General features: G+C 50.7%; 13 protein-coding genes. All 13 read left to right on the forward strand.

All coding sequences use genetic code 11. The annotated features are described in order from the left end of the window. Positions 1–30 precede the first annotated feature (30 nt). The 13 genes from lysS (at position 31) to A7E78_RS01400 (ending at position 14,653) form a co-directional block, all read left to right on the forward strand. A complete protein-coding gene (gene lysS / locus A7E78_RS01340; RefSeq protein WP_072282581.1) occupies positions 31–1,515 on the forward strand; it encodes a lysine--tRNA ligase in 1,485 nt (494 codons plus the stop codon). A 78-nt stretch (positions 1,516–1,593) separates the two neighbouring features. Next, positions 1,594–2,847, forward strand: a complete 1,254-nt coding sequence (locus A7E78_RS01345; RefSeq protein ID WP_072282582.1) for a lipoprotein-releasing ABC transporter permease subunit — start codon at positions 1,594–1,596, stop codon at positions 2,845–2,847. Further along, a complete protein-coding gene (locus tag A7E78_RS01350) occupies positions 2,840–3,529 on the forward strand; it encodes an ABC transporter ATP-binding protein (RefSeq protein WP_072282583.1) in 690 nt (229 codons plus the stop codon). Before A7E78_RS01345 ends, A7E78_RS01350 begins: the two co-directional genes overlap by 8 nt. Positions 3,530–3,605: 76 nt before the next feature. Next, positions 3,606–5,858, forward strand: coding sequence for an outer membrane protein assembly factor BamA (gene bamA, locus A7E78_RS01355; RefSeq protein WP_072282584.1), 2,253 nt, complete (start codon positions 3,606–3,608; stop codon positions 5,856–5,858). 30 nt (positions 5,859–5,888) lie between these two features. Continuing rightward, positions 5,889–6,419, forward strand: a complete 531-nt coding sequence (locus A7E78_RS01360; RefSeq protein ID WP_072282585.1) for an OmpH/Skp family outer membrane protein — start codon at positions 5,889–5,891, stop codon at positions 6,417–6,419. A gap of 9 nt (positions 6,420–6,428) precedes the next feature. Next, positions 6,429–7,460, forward strand: coding sequence for a UDP-3-O-(3-hydroxymyristoyl)glucosamine N-acyltransferase (lpxD, locus tag A7E78_RS01365; RefSeq protein WP_072282586.1), 1,032 nt, complete (start codon positions 6,429–6,431; stop codon positions 7,458–7,460). Between the two features lie 5 nt (positions 7,461–7,465). Then, positions 7,466–7,909: a 3-hydroxyacyl-ACP dehydratase FabZ gene (gene fabZ / locus A7E78_RS01370; protein ID WP_072282587.1), complete on the forward strand. Its 444-nt coding sequence runs from the start codon at positions 7,466–7,468 to the stop codon at positions 7,907–7,909. A 6-nt stretch (positions 7,910–7,915) separates the two neighbouring features. After that, positions 7,916–8,686, forward strand: coding sequence for an acyl-ACP--UDP-N-acetylglucosamine O-acyltransferase (gene lpxA / locus A7E78_RS01375; protein WP_072282588.1), 771 nt, complete (start codon positions 7,916–7,918; stop codon positions 8,684–8,686). Positions 8,687–9,096: 410 nt separating this feature from the next. Then, positions 9,097–10,263, forward strand: a complete 1,167-nt coding sequence (gene lpxB / locus A7E78_RS01380; protein ID WP_083553177.1) for a lipid-A-disaccharide synthase — start codon at positions 9,097–9,099, stop codon at positions 10,261–10,263. Between the two features lie 11 nt (positions 10,264–10,274). Then, the gene (locus A7E78_RS01385) at positions 10,275–12,005 is read left to right on the forward strand and encodes an ABC transporter ATP-binding protein (protein ID WP_072282589.1); all 1,731 of its coding nucleotides are present in this window, start codon (positions 10,275–10,277) and stop codon (positions 12,003–12,005) included. A gap of 109 nt (positions 12,006–12,114) precedes the next feature. Continuing rightward, entirely contained in the window at positions 12,115–13,410 is a 1,296-nt protein-coding gene (locus A7E78_RS01390) for a 3-deoxy-D-manno-octulosonic acid transferase (RefSeq protein ID WP_072282590.1), read from the forward strand. Next, the gene (lpxK, locus tag A7E78_RS01395) at positions 13,407–14,489 is read left to right on the forward strand and encodes a tetraacyldisaccharide 4'-kinase (protein WP_072282591.1); all 1,083 of its coding nucleotides are present in this window, start codon (positions 13,407–13,409) and stop codon (positions 14,487–14,489) included. The genes A7E78_RS01390 and lpxK overlap by 4 nt, the downstream gene beginning before the upstream one ends. After that, positions 14,486–14,653: a Trm112 family protein gene (locus A7E78_RS01400; protein WP_072282592.1), complete on the forward strand. Its 168-nt coding sequence runs from the start codon at positions 14,486–14,488 to the stop codon at positions 14,651–14,653. The genes lpxK and A7E78_RS01400 overlap by 4 nt, the downstream gene beginning before the upstream one ends. The last annotated feature ends 70 nt before the right edge of the window (positions 14,654–14,723 follow it).

Genomic DNA, 14,723 nt, shown 5'->3' on the forward strand with positions numbered 1-14,723 from the left:
TGCATCCGGGATAGAAAGGGCTTTAAATTAATGGAAGAACTGAACGATATATTGTTGCAGCGTCGGGCCAAAGTTGATGAATTTCGTGAGCAGGGGATCAATCCTTTTGCAAACGATTTTTCCGTCAGCCACAATGCGGCAGAGGTCAAGGCTGCTCATGATGAACACGATGCCGCTGCCCTCAAAGATTGCGATCAGCGTTATGCTCTGGCCGGCCGGATAATGGCCCGTCGTGACTTCGGCAAGGCCGCGTTTATTCAAATTCAGGATCGCACTGGCAGGCTGCAGGTATTTGTTCGCCGGGATGAAGTAGGGGACGAGACTTTTGCGGTTTTTCGTAAGCTGGACATTGGCGACATCGTCGGGGTGTCCGGTCGGATGTTTCGTACCAAGACCAATGAATTATCCTTGCGGGCCGAGTCCCTGCGGTTGCTGACCAAATCGTTGCAGGTGTTGCCTGAAAAATGGCATGGCCTGACCGATGTGGAGACCCGTTATCGGCAGCGCTACCTCGATATGATCGTCAACCCCCAGGTGCGCGATACTTTTCAGAAGCGCAGCCGTATCGTCAGCCTGATCCGTGACTACATGGTGCAGAACGACTTTCTTGAGGTGGAAACCCCGATGATGCAGCCGGTGGCCGGTGGCGCGACAGCGAAGCCTTTTGTCACTCATCACAATACCCTTAAGATGGACCTTTTTCTGCGCATTGCGCCGGAGCTCTATCTCAAAAGGCTGGTGGTCGGCGGCTTTGAACGGGTTTTCGAGATCAATCGAAATTTTCGTAACGAAGGTATTTCCATTCAGCATAATCCTGAATTTACCATGATTGAATTCTATCAGGCCTATGCGACCTACCATACTCTAATGGATTTCACCGAAAACTTGATTTGCCATGTAGCGAAAGAGGTTGTAGGTGGTCTGGTTATTCCTTACGGCGGCAAAGAAGTTGATCTGACTCCTCCCTGGGATCGGCTCACACTGAGGGAGTCGATTGTCAAATATGGCAATGTCGAGCCGGCCCTGCTGGAGGATAAGGAACGATTGCTCAACTATGCCCACAGCCTCGGTCTCGAGTTCGAAGGCAGCATAGGCCACGGTAAGCTTCTTACTGAGATATTTGATGAGGTGGTGGAGCCGAAGCTGTGGAACCCGACCTTCATTACCGAATATCCTACAGAAGTTTCGCCCCTGTCGAGGAAGAACGATGCCAATCCCGAGGTTGTCGATCGTTTCGAGCTGTTTGTGGTCGGGCGCGAACTGGCTAATGCTTTCTCCGAGTTGAATGATCCGATCGATCAGAAGGAACGCTTCATCGGCCAATTGGCCGAAAAAGAGGCTGGCGACGAAGAAGCTCATGCTATGGATGAAGATTACATCCGGGCGTTGGAATACGGGTTGCCACCGACTGCCGGTGAAGGAATCGGTATCGACCGGTTGGTTATGTTGCTTACTGATTCCGCTTCGATTCGGGATGTCATTCTGTTCCCGCAGTTGAGGCCCGAAAGTAAATAGTTTTTGACTATAGCTCACGCCTGTAACGGGTCGTGGTCTATGATGTCATGTTTCACCTGTCATGCCTAATGGGGTTTTATGGGGTACGAATGGTTCGTCAGTCTGCGTTATCTGCGTGCCAAGCGTAAGCAGACCTTCATATCGGTAATATCCTTTATCTCCATAGCCGGGGTTACTTTGGGTGTTGCTTCGTTGATCGTTGTGCTGGCAGTTATGACTGGCTTTCACGACGGTGTACGGCAGCAGATTCTTGGAAATGTACCCCATGTTCTAGTGCAGCGACAGGGGGGGAATATTCCCTCCTATCAGGAACTTGTTACTGAACTTCGCCAGACGACCCCTGAAATCCTGGAAGTAACGCCTTATGTCGCCAAGGAAGCCATGCTGCTGGCCAAGCGTAATGTGGCTGCCGTCAATGTTAAGGGATTGCCGCGGGGACATAAGGTTTTTCAACAGAACTTCTTGTCTGCCTCTGGAGATGAGGTAGAAAAGGCTCTGTTCACTACGCAGGAAGGTCCGCCCGGTCTGGTAATCGGTCTTGATACCGCCGCGACCCTTGGAGTGACCGTAGGCGATACCGTCAATGTTATCCCTCCGATGTTCACCATTACTCCTTTCGGCCTGATTCCAAAGATGAAGCCTTTTCGGGTGGTTGGTATCGTCAGCCATAGAGGTGGTTTCCTCGATACTTATTTTGCCTATATCCCCCTGCCTGTGGCCCAGAATTTTTTTGATGCTGCGGACCAGGCCAGCGGTGTTGAAATTGAGGTCGCCTCTTATGACAGGGCCACCCCCCTCGCGGCTCAATTGCGTGACCGGTTTTCTTTTCCGCTGGTGGTTCGTTCCTGGGAAGACCTGTTCGGTTCCTTCCTGTCGGCTCTTAAGTTGGAAAAGCTCGGATTGTTTATTGTGCTTGCCATTATCGTGCTGGTAGCAGCCTTTAATATTGCGACCACCCTGATCATGGTGGTTATGGAGAAGCATAAAGATATCGCAATATTGCGCTCCATGGGAGCGACTTCGCTCAGTATCATGAAGATCTTTGTTCTCGAAGGATTGATTATCGGTTCATTAGGAACTGGCCTTGGCACTTTGTTGGGGGTTTTGTTGGCTAAACAGGCAGACCCCATTATCAAAGGACTGGAAGGGATTCTAAAGATCAAGATTTTCGATCAAACGGTCTATGGCATGGATCGCTTTCCTTCGGTGGTTATCCCCGAAGATGTGGTCAAGGTGGTCTTGGTTGCCATGACTATCTGTCTGTTGGCAACGGTCTATCCCGCTTATCGCGCGTCACGTATGGATCCCGGGGAAGCGTTGCGCTATGAATGAGTCCCGCAAAGAGGTATTGATTGACGTCCAGGAACTTAGCAAGCACTTTGTGTGCGGGGAACGCCGTGTTGAAGTGCTGCGGAAAGTCAGCCTGCAAATTGACAGCGGCGAGCAGGTGGCGCTGGTAGGGGCGTCCGGGGCAGGCAAAACCACCTTGATGCATATTCTTGGTGGATTGGATCGCCCGAGTAGCGGTACGGTGTATTATCAACAACAGGATATCCTTGCGCTAAAAGGCCCCGCTCTCGATACGTTTCGTAACCGGACTATCGGTTTTGTGTTTCAATTTCATCAGTTGTTGCCCGAGTTCACAGCTCTTGAAAATGTCATGATGCCGGCCTTAATTGCGGGGCGGGGTTTTGGTCGGGCCCGTGGACCTGCCGAAGCGATTTTGCAGGAAGTTGGACTGGGTAAGCGGTTGGAGCACAAACCTGGTGAACTGTCCGGCGGTGAACAACAGCGGGTAGCCATTGCCAGGGCTTTGGTCATGGAACCCCAATTGCTGCTCGCCGACGAACCTACCGGTAACCTGGACAGTGGCACTTCCGACGAGATCTATCGTCTGTTGCAGCAGCTGCACCGAGACCGGGGACTGACTATGATTGTCGTGACCCACAGCCAGTCATTGGCTGATCGTATGGGGCGTACCCTGCAGATGGTTGACGGGGACATAGTCGCTTGAATTTTGGTTTACAGGGTTTTTGCAATTACCTATAATCGCGCTTTTTATGTGTCATCTCGACGGAGTCGATCTGCTTATGTTTAGAGTGGTATCTTTTGTGATTTTATTGGCGGTTCTTGTCCCCCAGGGCGTTGCAGCCCAATTGTATCAGGTGGGGCAGGTCGTCATTGAAGGGAATCGGCGAGTCGAAAGCCGCTATATTAAATCGGCTTTGAATATCAGCGAGGGGCAAACGGTTTCAGCAACCGATATTGATCAAGGTCTCCGTAATATCTATGCTACCGGCCGTTTTGATAATGTAACGGCTGAAACGGTAACTGCTGGTGAACGGGTAAATCTGGTCTATCGGGTTACCGAGCGTCCCCTGTTGCGGGAAGTCGTCTTCGTCGGAAATCATGAAATTGACAATGATAAGCTCAGCACGATTATCAACGCCAAGAGTATCGATTTCTTCCGACCGCAGGTTCTGGCTCCTGCGATCAAGAAGATTAAGCAGGCCTATGTACTGGAAGGTTTTTACGCCACCGAGGTCGTACCGCAAGTTGATATTAATGACCGCAACGAAGTTACTCTCACGCTGGACATTGAAGAAGGTGAGAGAGTTTTCGTCACGAGCATTCGTTTTGAAGGCAATACGGTTTTTAGTGAAAAAGAACTCAAGAAGAAGCTCTTTTCCAAAGAAAAATGGTTCCTGTCATTTATTACTGAGAGGGGCGCTTACAAAGAAGATATGTTGCTTGCAGATCGGGATGTGATTACTGATCAGTATTACAACCAAGGATATATCAAAGTCCAAGTCAAGAAGCCGATTACGACCCTGCTGGCCGATAAAGAATCGATGGAAGTGCTATTCGAAATCGAGGAGGGGGAACAGTTTCGGATTGGCGAGGTCGACGTCCAGGGCGATCTGCTGGGCAGCAAGGAAGAAATGCTGGCCGGATTGACTCTGCGTTCAGGAGAGGTTTTCAGCCGCAAAGTGCTGCGTGAAAACATGAAGCAGCTTAACGACCTCTACGCCGATGAAGGCTATGCCTTTGTTAATGTCTCACCGGTTACCGATGTCGATCCATTTCTTCAGCAGATCAACATCGTGCTCAATGTTGAGCGTGGTGTACGTGTGAGTATCGGCCGCATCAGCGTTGCAGGCAATACCCGTACCCGAGACAAAGTAGTTCGCCGTGAAATGCGCCTTACGGAAGGTGATTTTTATAGCGCCAGCAAGATGAAAAACAGTCGTCGTCGAATCAATAACCTCGGTTTTTTTGAAGAGGTGAATCTCACCACCAGTCGTGGTGTCGATGATGCTCATATGGACGTTGAAATTGACGTACAGGAAAAAGCTACAGGGTCTTTCAGTGTCGGGGCTGGTTTTTCTTCTGCCGATGGGCTGCTGTTCCAAGGTTCCGTGTCCCAGGACAACTTTCTCGGGCGTGCTCTGCGCTTTGATCTGTCTGCGGCCTTAGGCGGTAGCAGCACTACCTATCGTCTCGGTCTGCTCGATCCCTATTTTCTCGATAAGCACATCGCTTTCGGTGGCGATCTTTACAACACGGAACGAGAGTGGTCCGATTTCACCCGCAAGACGACCGGTGGTGATGTCAAACTCGGGGTGCCGCTTACCGAAACTATGCGCAGTTTCTTTATCTATCGCTTCGAAAAGAAGGATATTTTCGATGTAGATGATGACGCCCCACGGTCGATTACTGAACAGAAGGGCAAGCATACCCTGTCGTCCTTTACCGCTTCGTTGAGCCGCAATACCACCGATTATCGACCCGACCCGACCCGCGGCAATATCTCCGAATTGTCCATCGAGTATGCCGGTCTCGGCGGCACCGAAAAATTCATAAAATACATCGCAGATCATCGCTATTTCTATCCCCTGCCCTGGGGGCTGGTCTTTTCCGCACATGGCCAGGTTGGCTATATTCAGGAAATGGGCGGTCAGGACAGTCCTCTTGATGAGCGCTTCTTTCTCGGGGGTATGAATAGCCTGCGCGGCTTTGAATCTCGCGAGGTGGGTCCCTATGAAATTGATGATGATGGGGAAATCTATTTTTATGGGGGCAATAAAGAGGCTTACTTTAATCTCGAAGTGGCCTTCCCACTGGTTAAGGCCATGAAGATGAAGGGCCTGGTTTTCTTTGATACCGGTAATTCCTGGGACAAAGACCAGGAGTTTTTCAGCGATATGCGCTACAGTGCAGGGGTCGGTATGGCCTGGAACAGCCCCATGGGGCCGTTGCGATTTGCTTGGGGGCGCAACCTTGACCCCGAGGATTATGAAGAGACTTCCGTTTTCGATTTTTCTGTCGGCAAAATGTTTTAGATCTTTCGTATCCACGTAAAGGAGATTGTCATGAAAAGACTTTGGATAGGTTTAGTGGTCGTGCTGATGATGGTTGCAACCCCGGTTGTCGCCGCAGAGGTTAAAGTGGCTTATGTTGACCTGCAAAAGGCTCTGGTGGTTTGTGACGCCGGCAAGGCGGCAAAAGGCACAATGGGTAAGCGAGTCAAAGAATTTCAGGCCACCGCTCAGAAACGCCAGCAGAACCTTAAGGTCCTGAACGAGGAATTGGAAAAGAAAAAAATGATGCTGTCGGCTGATGCCAGAGCGGAAAAAGAGCGAGACTATCAGCAGAAAACCAAGGACTTTCAGAGATTTATCAAAGATGCGCAGGAAGAGTTGCAGCGCGAAGAAGGTCTCCTCGGCCGTGAGATCCTGGAAGGGCTGGGCAAAGTCATTAAAGAATTGGGTGATAAAGAGGGTTATACCTTGGTGCTGGAAAAGTCTAATGGTGGTCTGTTGTATGCCGACGAATCCATTGATTTGACCGACAAGGTTATTGCCGCTTACAACAAGGCGTACAAAGCCAGCAACGGCAAATAAGGAGCGGCTGTGAAAACCCTTAAGGAATTGGCAGATCTTATCGGCGGGACCGTCGTTGGTGACGGAGATGCAGAGATCCATCGGGTAGCTGGTATCGACAGTGCCAAACCCGGGGAGATCACTTTCCTGGCCAACCCTAAATACCTGCCTCTGTTGAAGACTACTCAGGCTTCGGCCGTGATGGTCACGCCGGGCGTCGAAGCACCAGGAGTATCCCTGCTGGTTTGCCCTAACCCCTACTTGGCCTTTGCCAAGGTATTGACCGCACTCCATGTAGCGAAGCCGGAGTATCGCGGTATCATGGAGGGGGCATATGTCGATCCCGAGGCAAAAATTGCCGATGGAGTGACTATCCACCCGGGCTGTGTCATTGGTAAAAATGTTTCGGTTGGCTCGGGAACGACTCTCTATCCCGGCGTGTTGTTGTATGACAATGTCACTGTCGGCGAAGATTGTCTGATTCACGCAGGCACGGTAGTGCGAGAGGGATGCCGTCTCGGGAATCGAGTCATTGTCCAGCCCAAAGCTGTTATCGGTTCCGATGGCTTCGGTTTTGCTCCGGATGGCAGCAGTTATTTTAAGATACCCCAGGTGGGAATCGTGGTCATCGAAGATGATGTTGAAATTGGGGCGAACAGCTGCCTTGATCGCGCAGCCCTCGGTGAGACGCGCATCGGACGCGGTACTAAAATCGATAACTTGGTTCAGATTGCCCACAATGTTAAGATCGGGGCGGATAGTATTATCGTTTCCCAGGTGGGCATTGCCGGCAGCACCGAGATAGGCAAGCATTGTACTCTGGGTGGTCAGGTCGGTGTTGCAGGTCATATCAAAGTTGGCGACAACACCATGGTTGGTGCCCAAAGCGGGGTTACTGGCAACATGCCGGGAGGCGAGGTCATCTCAGGGACGCCAGCAATTCCCCATCGGGATTGGTTGAAAGCGGCGACAAGCTTTTCTAAACTTCCGGAAATGCGTAAGGAAATTAAGAAGTTAAAGAAGCAGGTCGAAGAATTACAAGAGCTTACCAAGGAAGGATAGCTGGCATGGAGCTCAACGCACAGGATATAATGAAGGTACTTCCGCATCGCTACCCTTTTTTACTGGTAGATCGTATCGTGGAATTGGAGGTCGGGACTCGAGCGGTCGGCATCAAGAACGTGACCATTAATGAGCCCTTTTTTCAAGGACATTTTCCGGATCACCCCATTATGCCGGGAGTGCTGATTCTGGAAGCACTGGCTCAGGTCGGCGGTGTAACTGCCGCCCTGGCCGAAAAGGATGTCGATGACAAGGTGACTTACTTTGTCGGTATCGATAAGGCGCGTTTTCGCAAGCCTGTTACTCCCGGAGATGTGTTGCGTTTGGAGATGGATATTAAATATTGCAAGCGCGGTATATACTGTTTTGAAGGCAAAGCCTACGTTGAAGACAAGCTCGTAGCACAAGCTGAATTGAAAGCCACGTTCGCACCACGCGAAGAATCTTGAGGAAATATGATACATCCAACAGCAATAGTTCATGAAGGCGCACAGATTGCCGAAGATGTCGAAATCGGTCCCTATGCCATTATTGGTGAGCATGTGAAAATCGGTTCCGGCACCACCGTCGGCCCCCATACTGTTGTCGAGGGGTGGACGGAAATCGGCTGCGACAACCGGATTTTTCAGTTTGCTTCTATTGGAGCTGCTCCCCAGGATCTGAAATACCGTGGGGAAAAGGCCTTGTTGAAAATCGGAGACCGCAATACGGTGCGCGAATTCGCCACCCTGCATCGTGGTACTGCCGATGGTGGTGGGGAAACGGTTGTTGGCAACGACAATCTGTTCATGGCCTATTCCCATGTTGCACATGACTGTATCCTCGGTAACCAGGTAATTCTGGCCAATGGCGCCACTCTCGCCGGTCATGTAGAGGTCGATGATTTCGCCATTCTCGGAGGATTATGCGCTGTGCATCAATTCACCAGAATCGGCTCCCATGTCATGATCAGCGGTGGGTCCATGGTAACTCAGGATGTACCGCCTTTCTCTATAGCGCAGGGTGATCGAGCTAAAACAGTGGGGATCAACCAGATTGGCCTCAAACGGCGTGGCTTCTCTGATGAAGCCATACGTGGGATCAAACAGGCATACAAGTTGATCTTCCGTTCCGGGTTGCGGACTGAAGAGGCCCTTGAACAGATCGCAAACGAAATAAATGACTGTCCTGAAGTTGAGAAATTTGCCGAATTTATCCGTAAAAGTGCAAGGGGGGTCGCCCGCTAACTGATTTTTATCGATCAGCTTTGGGCCGATCCGGTTCGAGTGAAATACGAATGTATGCGATCTGGTTAGTTGGCGTGAGGCGTTTCGGGCTAGTTTAATTTAAAGGGCATCTGTTGTTAGCGGATGGTCCTGAAAGAACAACAGGCGGGGTGTCCTATGGAGTCCTCGCCTCTTTTCTTTATCTGGCGCATTAAAACGATTACTCCCAAACTGCTTAGGTGTTTTCCAGGAGCTGTCGGGCTTAACGGGCCGAAACGAAAAATTGGCTGTTCGAGGCTTGATTTTTGAGAATTTGAGAGCGAATAGCAGGACTATTTGTCGAAAATTGTCGGAAATATGGACCGATCAGTCGATTTCGCAGTCGGTTCATAGAAAGTCCGACAGTCTCCTAGCTTCTGAAAGGTCTTTCTTTGCAAGTTTCGGCACAGATTCAGCGGCGCGTTTTGGTCGTCGCAGGCGAGGCTTCCGGCGACCTTCATGGCGCGAATATGATTCGCGCAGCGAAGGATATCGACCCAAATCTCTGTTTTTTTGGTGTTGGTGGTCCTCGCATGAAACAGGCCGGGTGCGATATCCTTTTGCCTGCCGAGGAACTGGAAGTTATGGGTCTGGTCGATGTTGTCGGCCATTTGCCCGTGTTGTGGCGAGCATTTAAGTCACTTAAAAAGATTCTCAATAGTCCTGAACGCCCGGATGTTCTGGTCCTTATCGACTTTCAGGAGTTTAATCTCTTGTTGGCTCGACAGGCCAGAAAGGCGGGGGTTCCCGTCGTTTTTTATGTAGGGCCGACGGTTTGGGCCTGGAGGCGGGGAAGGGTTAAGAGATATGCCCGTGCCGTAGATCGCCTGGCGGTAATTTTCCCATTTGAACCTGCTTATTATGCAGATGAGGACATAGAGGTCGAATACGTCGGGCACCCATTGCTCGACGAAGCCAGGGCGACCAGGCAGAGGGACGATTATCTACAGGAATTAGGTCTCGATTCTTCCCGACCGGTTGTGGGCATTTTCCCCGGCAGTCGCAATAGTGAACTTAAATACAATTTACCGACCATGCTGGAAGCCGCCGAGCGAGTAGCTCTGCAACTACCCGGTGTTCAATTCCTGCTCCCCGTTGCGCCTTCTTTTGACCTTGAGGCTATGCGACAACGGATTGAAAGCTGTATGTTGCCGATCCTATTGGTTAGGGGGTCGATATACGACGTGGCCAATGCTTGCGATGCTGTTCTGACTGTTTCCGGTACGGTTACTCTGCAAATTGCTTTGGTCGGAACGCCGATGGCTATTCTCTATAAAACGGCTTCGCTGAACTATGCAATTGCCAAAAGGGTTGTTAATTTGCCCCATATCGGGTTGCCTAACATCGTCGCAGGTCGTGAAGTCGTTCGAGAGTTTATTCAGGATCAGGCTACCGCGGAAACTGTCGCCGAGGAACTCATCAAAATACTGACAGATGCTCAATATCAAGAGAGCCTGCAACAGGGTTTGGGTCAGGTTCGCCAATGTATGGGGGACCCTGGCTGCTCTCAACGTGTCGCACAAATGGTTTCGGAATTGAGCCGAAGTCATCTTGCTTAGGAAGATTTCGAGTGAATAATAGTACTGCCACTACCTACCGTCGGGTTTATCGATACTCAAAACCGTATCTCGGACGGATCTTTCTTGCCTTGGCTGCCTCGTTACTGGTCGCGGGGACCGATGTTTCACTGGCGAAACTCGTTCAGCCTTTGATGGACAAAATCATCGTTGCCCAAAATAAGGCTCTGGTTTATGTTGTGCCGGTTGTTGTTATCGGCCTGGCTTTCCTGAAGGGGGCCAGCCGCTATGTGCAGGAATATTTCATCAAGACTGCCGGGCAGTTGTCGGTACAGGATATCCGCAACGATCTCTATGAACATACCATGTCCTTGTCCATGGGCTATTTCTCTCGGGATTCGACGGGCAACCTGATGTCGCGAATTCTTAATGATGTCGGTATCCTGCAACGGTCGGCAGCCGACGTCCTGGTGGATGGAGTTCGTGAGAGTTTTACCCTGGTCGGCCTGACGGCCTTAGCCTTCTATAACGACTGGAAGCTGGCCTCTATCGCTTTTCTGGTGCTGCCGCTAGCTGTGGTGCCTGGTTCTTTCATCGGCCGGAAGATCAAACTGAATACCCGCCGCGGACAGAACACCATCGGCAACCTGACCCGGCTTCTGCAGGAAACCTTGTCCGGGATTAAGGTCATCAAGGCTTTCGGTACCGAACAGCGGGAAATGGAGAATTTCCGGCAGGAAAATTTGCGATTTTATCATTTCATGCGCAAGGTATTGAAGTACGATTCGGCGGCTGCACCAGTCGTTGAGATCCTCTCGTCTTTCGGTGTGGCGGCGGTATTCTGGTACGGCATTCATCGGGTGTTGTCCGGAGCCATGACTCAGGGGGAGTTGTTTTCGTTTATTGCCGCCATCTTCATGATGTATACTCCGATAAAACGGTTGACCAGGGTCAGTAATAACATTCAGCGCGCGGTCGGTGCGGCGGAACGGGTCTTTGAGGTGCTGGACGTGGTCCCGGAGATTTGTGATTCTCCCCAGGCTATGGATATGGGAAGGGTGAGCGGTGGTATTACCTTCGATGGGGTTGGATTCGCCTACGACAAGGAACCGGTTATAAGGGAGTTTTCTTTAAAGATTGCCCCAGGCGAAGTGGTGGCGTTAGTTGGTCCAAGCGGTGGAGGTAAATCGACGCTTGTCGGTATGCTGAGCCGGTTCTACGATCCGCAGCAGGGTACGATTTATATCGACGGTCTGGATATCCGCCAAGTGTCCCTCGCCAGCCTTAAACATAATATCGCCTTGGTCGACCAGGAAACCTTTCTGTTCAACGACAGCATTCGCAACAATATCCGCTATGGCCGACCGGAAGCGACAGATGCCGAGGTCAAAGAGGCTGCCCGCCAAGCCTATGCAGACGACTTTATTCGCGAACTTCCAGGAGATTACGAGAATACCATCGGTGATCGGGGGGCACGTCTTTCCGGGGGACAGCGTCAGCGCATCTGTATCGCGAGAGCGATTTTGCGCGACGCTCCTATTTTATTGCTCGATGAGGCCACCAGCGCGCTTGATACAGAAAGTGAAGCCATGGTGCAGAAGGCCCTCGGTAATCTGATGAAAAATCGCACAACCATTGTTGTTGCCCATCGTCTTTCCACGATAATGCACGCAGATAAGATTGTTGTGCTGGAAAATGGCAAAATCCAAGAGATTGGTCGCCATACCGATCTGCTTAAGGGCGAAGGGCTTTATCGAAAGCTGTATGAGATGCAGTTTAAATAGCAACTGTTTTCCAAAAGCCAGTCCAGGTCAGGGGATGTTCTACTGATCATTCTTGATAACAAATTTTACAAGCCGAACAACAAGAACCGCTTTGATTGGGAGAAATAGAGTGTATCTGCTCTATAATATATTGCTGCTGGTGCTGGCTCTGCCTATTCTTTCCGGTCATTTGCTCTATGGCTTGTTAAGAGGCAGACGGCGGCAGGGCGTACGTGAGCGCTTCGGTTATTATGGCAAAGATCAACTTGCATTTTTAGCTGGTAAAAAGACGGTTTGGATTCATGCCGTTTCCGTAGGGGAAACTCAAGCTGCGGTACCATTGGTAAAAGCCTTCAAGAAACGTTTTCCCGATTGGGCTGTAGTTCTGACCAATGTGACCGAAACAGGACACAAAGTGGCTACGGGTATTGCCGGTGTCGATTTGTGCCTATATTTTCCCTATGATTTCCCTTGGACCATACGCCGAGCGTTTTCACAGGTAAAACCAGAACTTGTAGTGGTTGTCGAAACGGAAATCTGGCCGAACTTTATGCGCATCGCTCGCCTTGCAGGCATCCATGCTTTGCTGGTCAACGGACGCATCTCAGATCGTTCTTTTCCCCGTTATCGCAGATTGAAATTTTTTATAAAGCCGGTCCTCCAGCAGTTTACGCGATTATGCATGCAGTCCGCCCTTGATGCAGAACGAGTAGAGGCTATGGGGGCTCCAGCGGAGCGGATAGAAATAACCCGCAACCTCAAGTTTGATATGCAGACCGGGGGCGTCAGCGAACAGAATCCGGAGGCTATTCGAAGAAAATTTGGCTTCCCACCTGACGGCAAGGTACTGGTAGCCGGCAGTACTCATGCCGGAGAAGAAGAACTGGTAGCTAATGTATATCGTCGTCTTCTAAAAAAACAGCCTGACCTTTGTCTGGTTTTGGTACCCCGGCATCCCGACCGCTGCCCGGCTGTTGGGGAGTTGTTGTCTTCGTATAATCTGGCTTATTCCTTACGTAGTGAGTGTGGCGATGATCCTGCCTTGTTGACGCCTGGAAGCGTTTTTCTGGTCGACACGATAGGAGAGCTGTTGCAGTTCTATGCTTTGGCTGATCTGGTATTTGTCGGTGGGAGTCTGGTTCCCGTAGGCGGACATAACATTCTGGAAGCGGCATTGCTGAAAAAACCGGTTCTTTTCGGACCGCATATGAATAACTTTAAGGAAATCAGTCGTTTGCTGATTAAGGCGGGAGGCGGTCTATGCATTCCTGACAGTGAAGAGTTATTTGATGCTGCTGCCGAGCTGTTGGCTGATTCCGATCGCTGCCAGGATATGGGAGCCAAAGGTTATGCTTTGCTGCAAGATAATCGTGGGGCTACGGAACGTACCCTGCAAGCCATCGAACGGATATTGGGGGACGAATGAGGGGCCTGCAAGGCTTTTACCGCCGACTGGCCCGCAATGGTCCCGCCAGTTTGGCTGAAAAGGCAGTCTATGGTGTTTTACTGCCTTTCAGCATCATCTATCGGGAAATTATTCGATTAAGAGCATATCTATACCGCCGGCGAATTTTTTCGAGTTACAAGGCCCCCGTTCCGGTCATCTCTGTGGGCAACCTGGCTGTGGGAGGAACCGGTAAAACTCCTGTTGTCGACCATTTGATCAAGTTTTGCTTGGCTCAAGGAAGACGAGTGGCGGTTGTCAGCCGCGGTTATGGCGGTAAGAAATACTCTGGAGTGCAGGTCGTCAGTGAAGGAAAGGGCCCTTTGCTTGGGCCCGGCCAGTGTGGGGACGAACCGTATCTGCTGGCGCGGCGTAATCCTCAAGCTTTGGTTCTGGTCTCTCCTAAGCGGGTCCATGCAATACAACAGGCGGTTGAGAATTTTGGCGCTGACGTTGTACTGCTCGATGATGGATTCCAGCACCTGGCCGTGCAGCGCGACATCGATATTGTGTTGCTTGACGCGCAGCGTCCCTATGGCAACGGGCACCAGTTGCCCGCCGGGCTCTTACGGGAACCGATTGCTGCACTGGAACGTGGCGACCTTTTTCTGCTGACTCGCTGCAACAATAAAGAAGAGAGGAAGCTTCCGGTCAAAGGCCCTGTATTACATTGTCGGCATGTGCTGGCCGATCATGCCCAGACTCTGAATGGTGAGCAGATTCCATTGACCCGTCTGGCTGAAAAGCAAGGAGTTGCTTTTGCCGGTATTGCAGAGCCTGAAGACTTTTTTCTGAGTCTCAAGGCCAAAGGTCTGCACTTGGTTTCCGGGGTTCCTTTTGCGGATCATTGTACCTATACTGAATCGGAACTTCGACAATTAGCGGCGGCCTGCCACGGAGCCGACTACTTGGTGACTACAGAAAAAGATGCCGTGAAGCTGACCGCTTTGAATTTGCCTTTACCTTGTTATCAGGTCCCGATGGCTCTTGATTTTCGAGAGCAGGGGGCGTTGGAGCGCTTTCTGAGCCCGATCGTTTGTCCGGAGGATAAAGAGTTATGACACTTTCGCAGGAATTGCTGGATATTCTGGTCTGCCCAAAGTGCAAAGGGGAGCTTCTCTATCAGCAGAGCGAGTGCCGCTTGCTCTGTGAAACCTGTCAGCTTGCGTATCCTATTCGAGATGGTATTCCGGTGCTGCTTATTGATGAAGCGGAGAAGTTTTGAAGTCTCGTAATGCGTAATAGGTAATAGGTAATAGGTAATAGGTAATAGGTAATAGGTAAAAACCAATATC

Origin of the sequence: Syntrophotalea acetylenivorans, from assembly GCF_001887775.1 — a bacterium.
Taxonomy (GTDB): domain Bacteria; phylum Desulfobacterota; class Desulfuromonadia; order Desulfuromonadales; family Syntrophotaleaceae; genus Syntrophotalea_A; species Syntrophotalea_A acetylenivorans.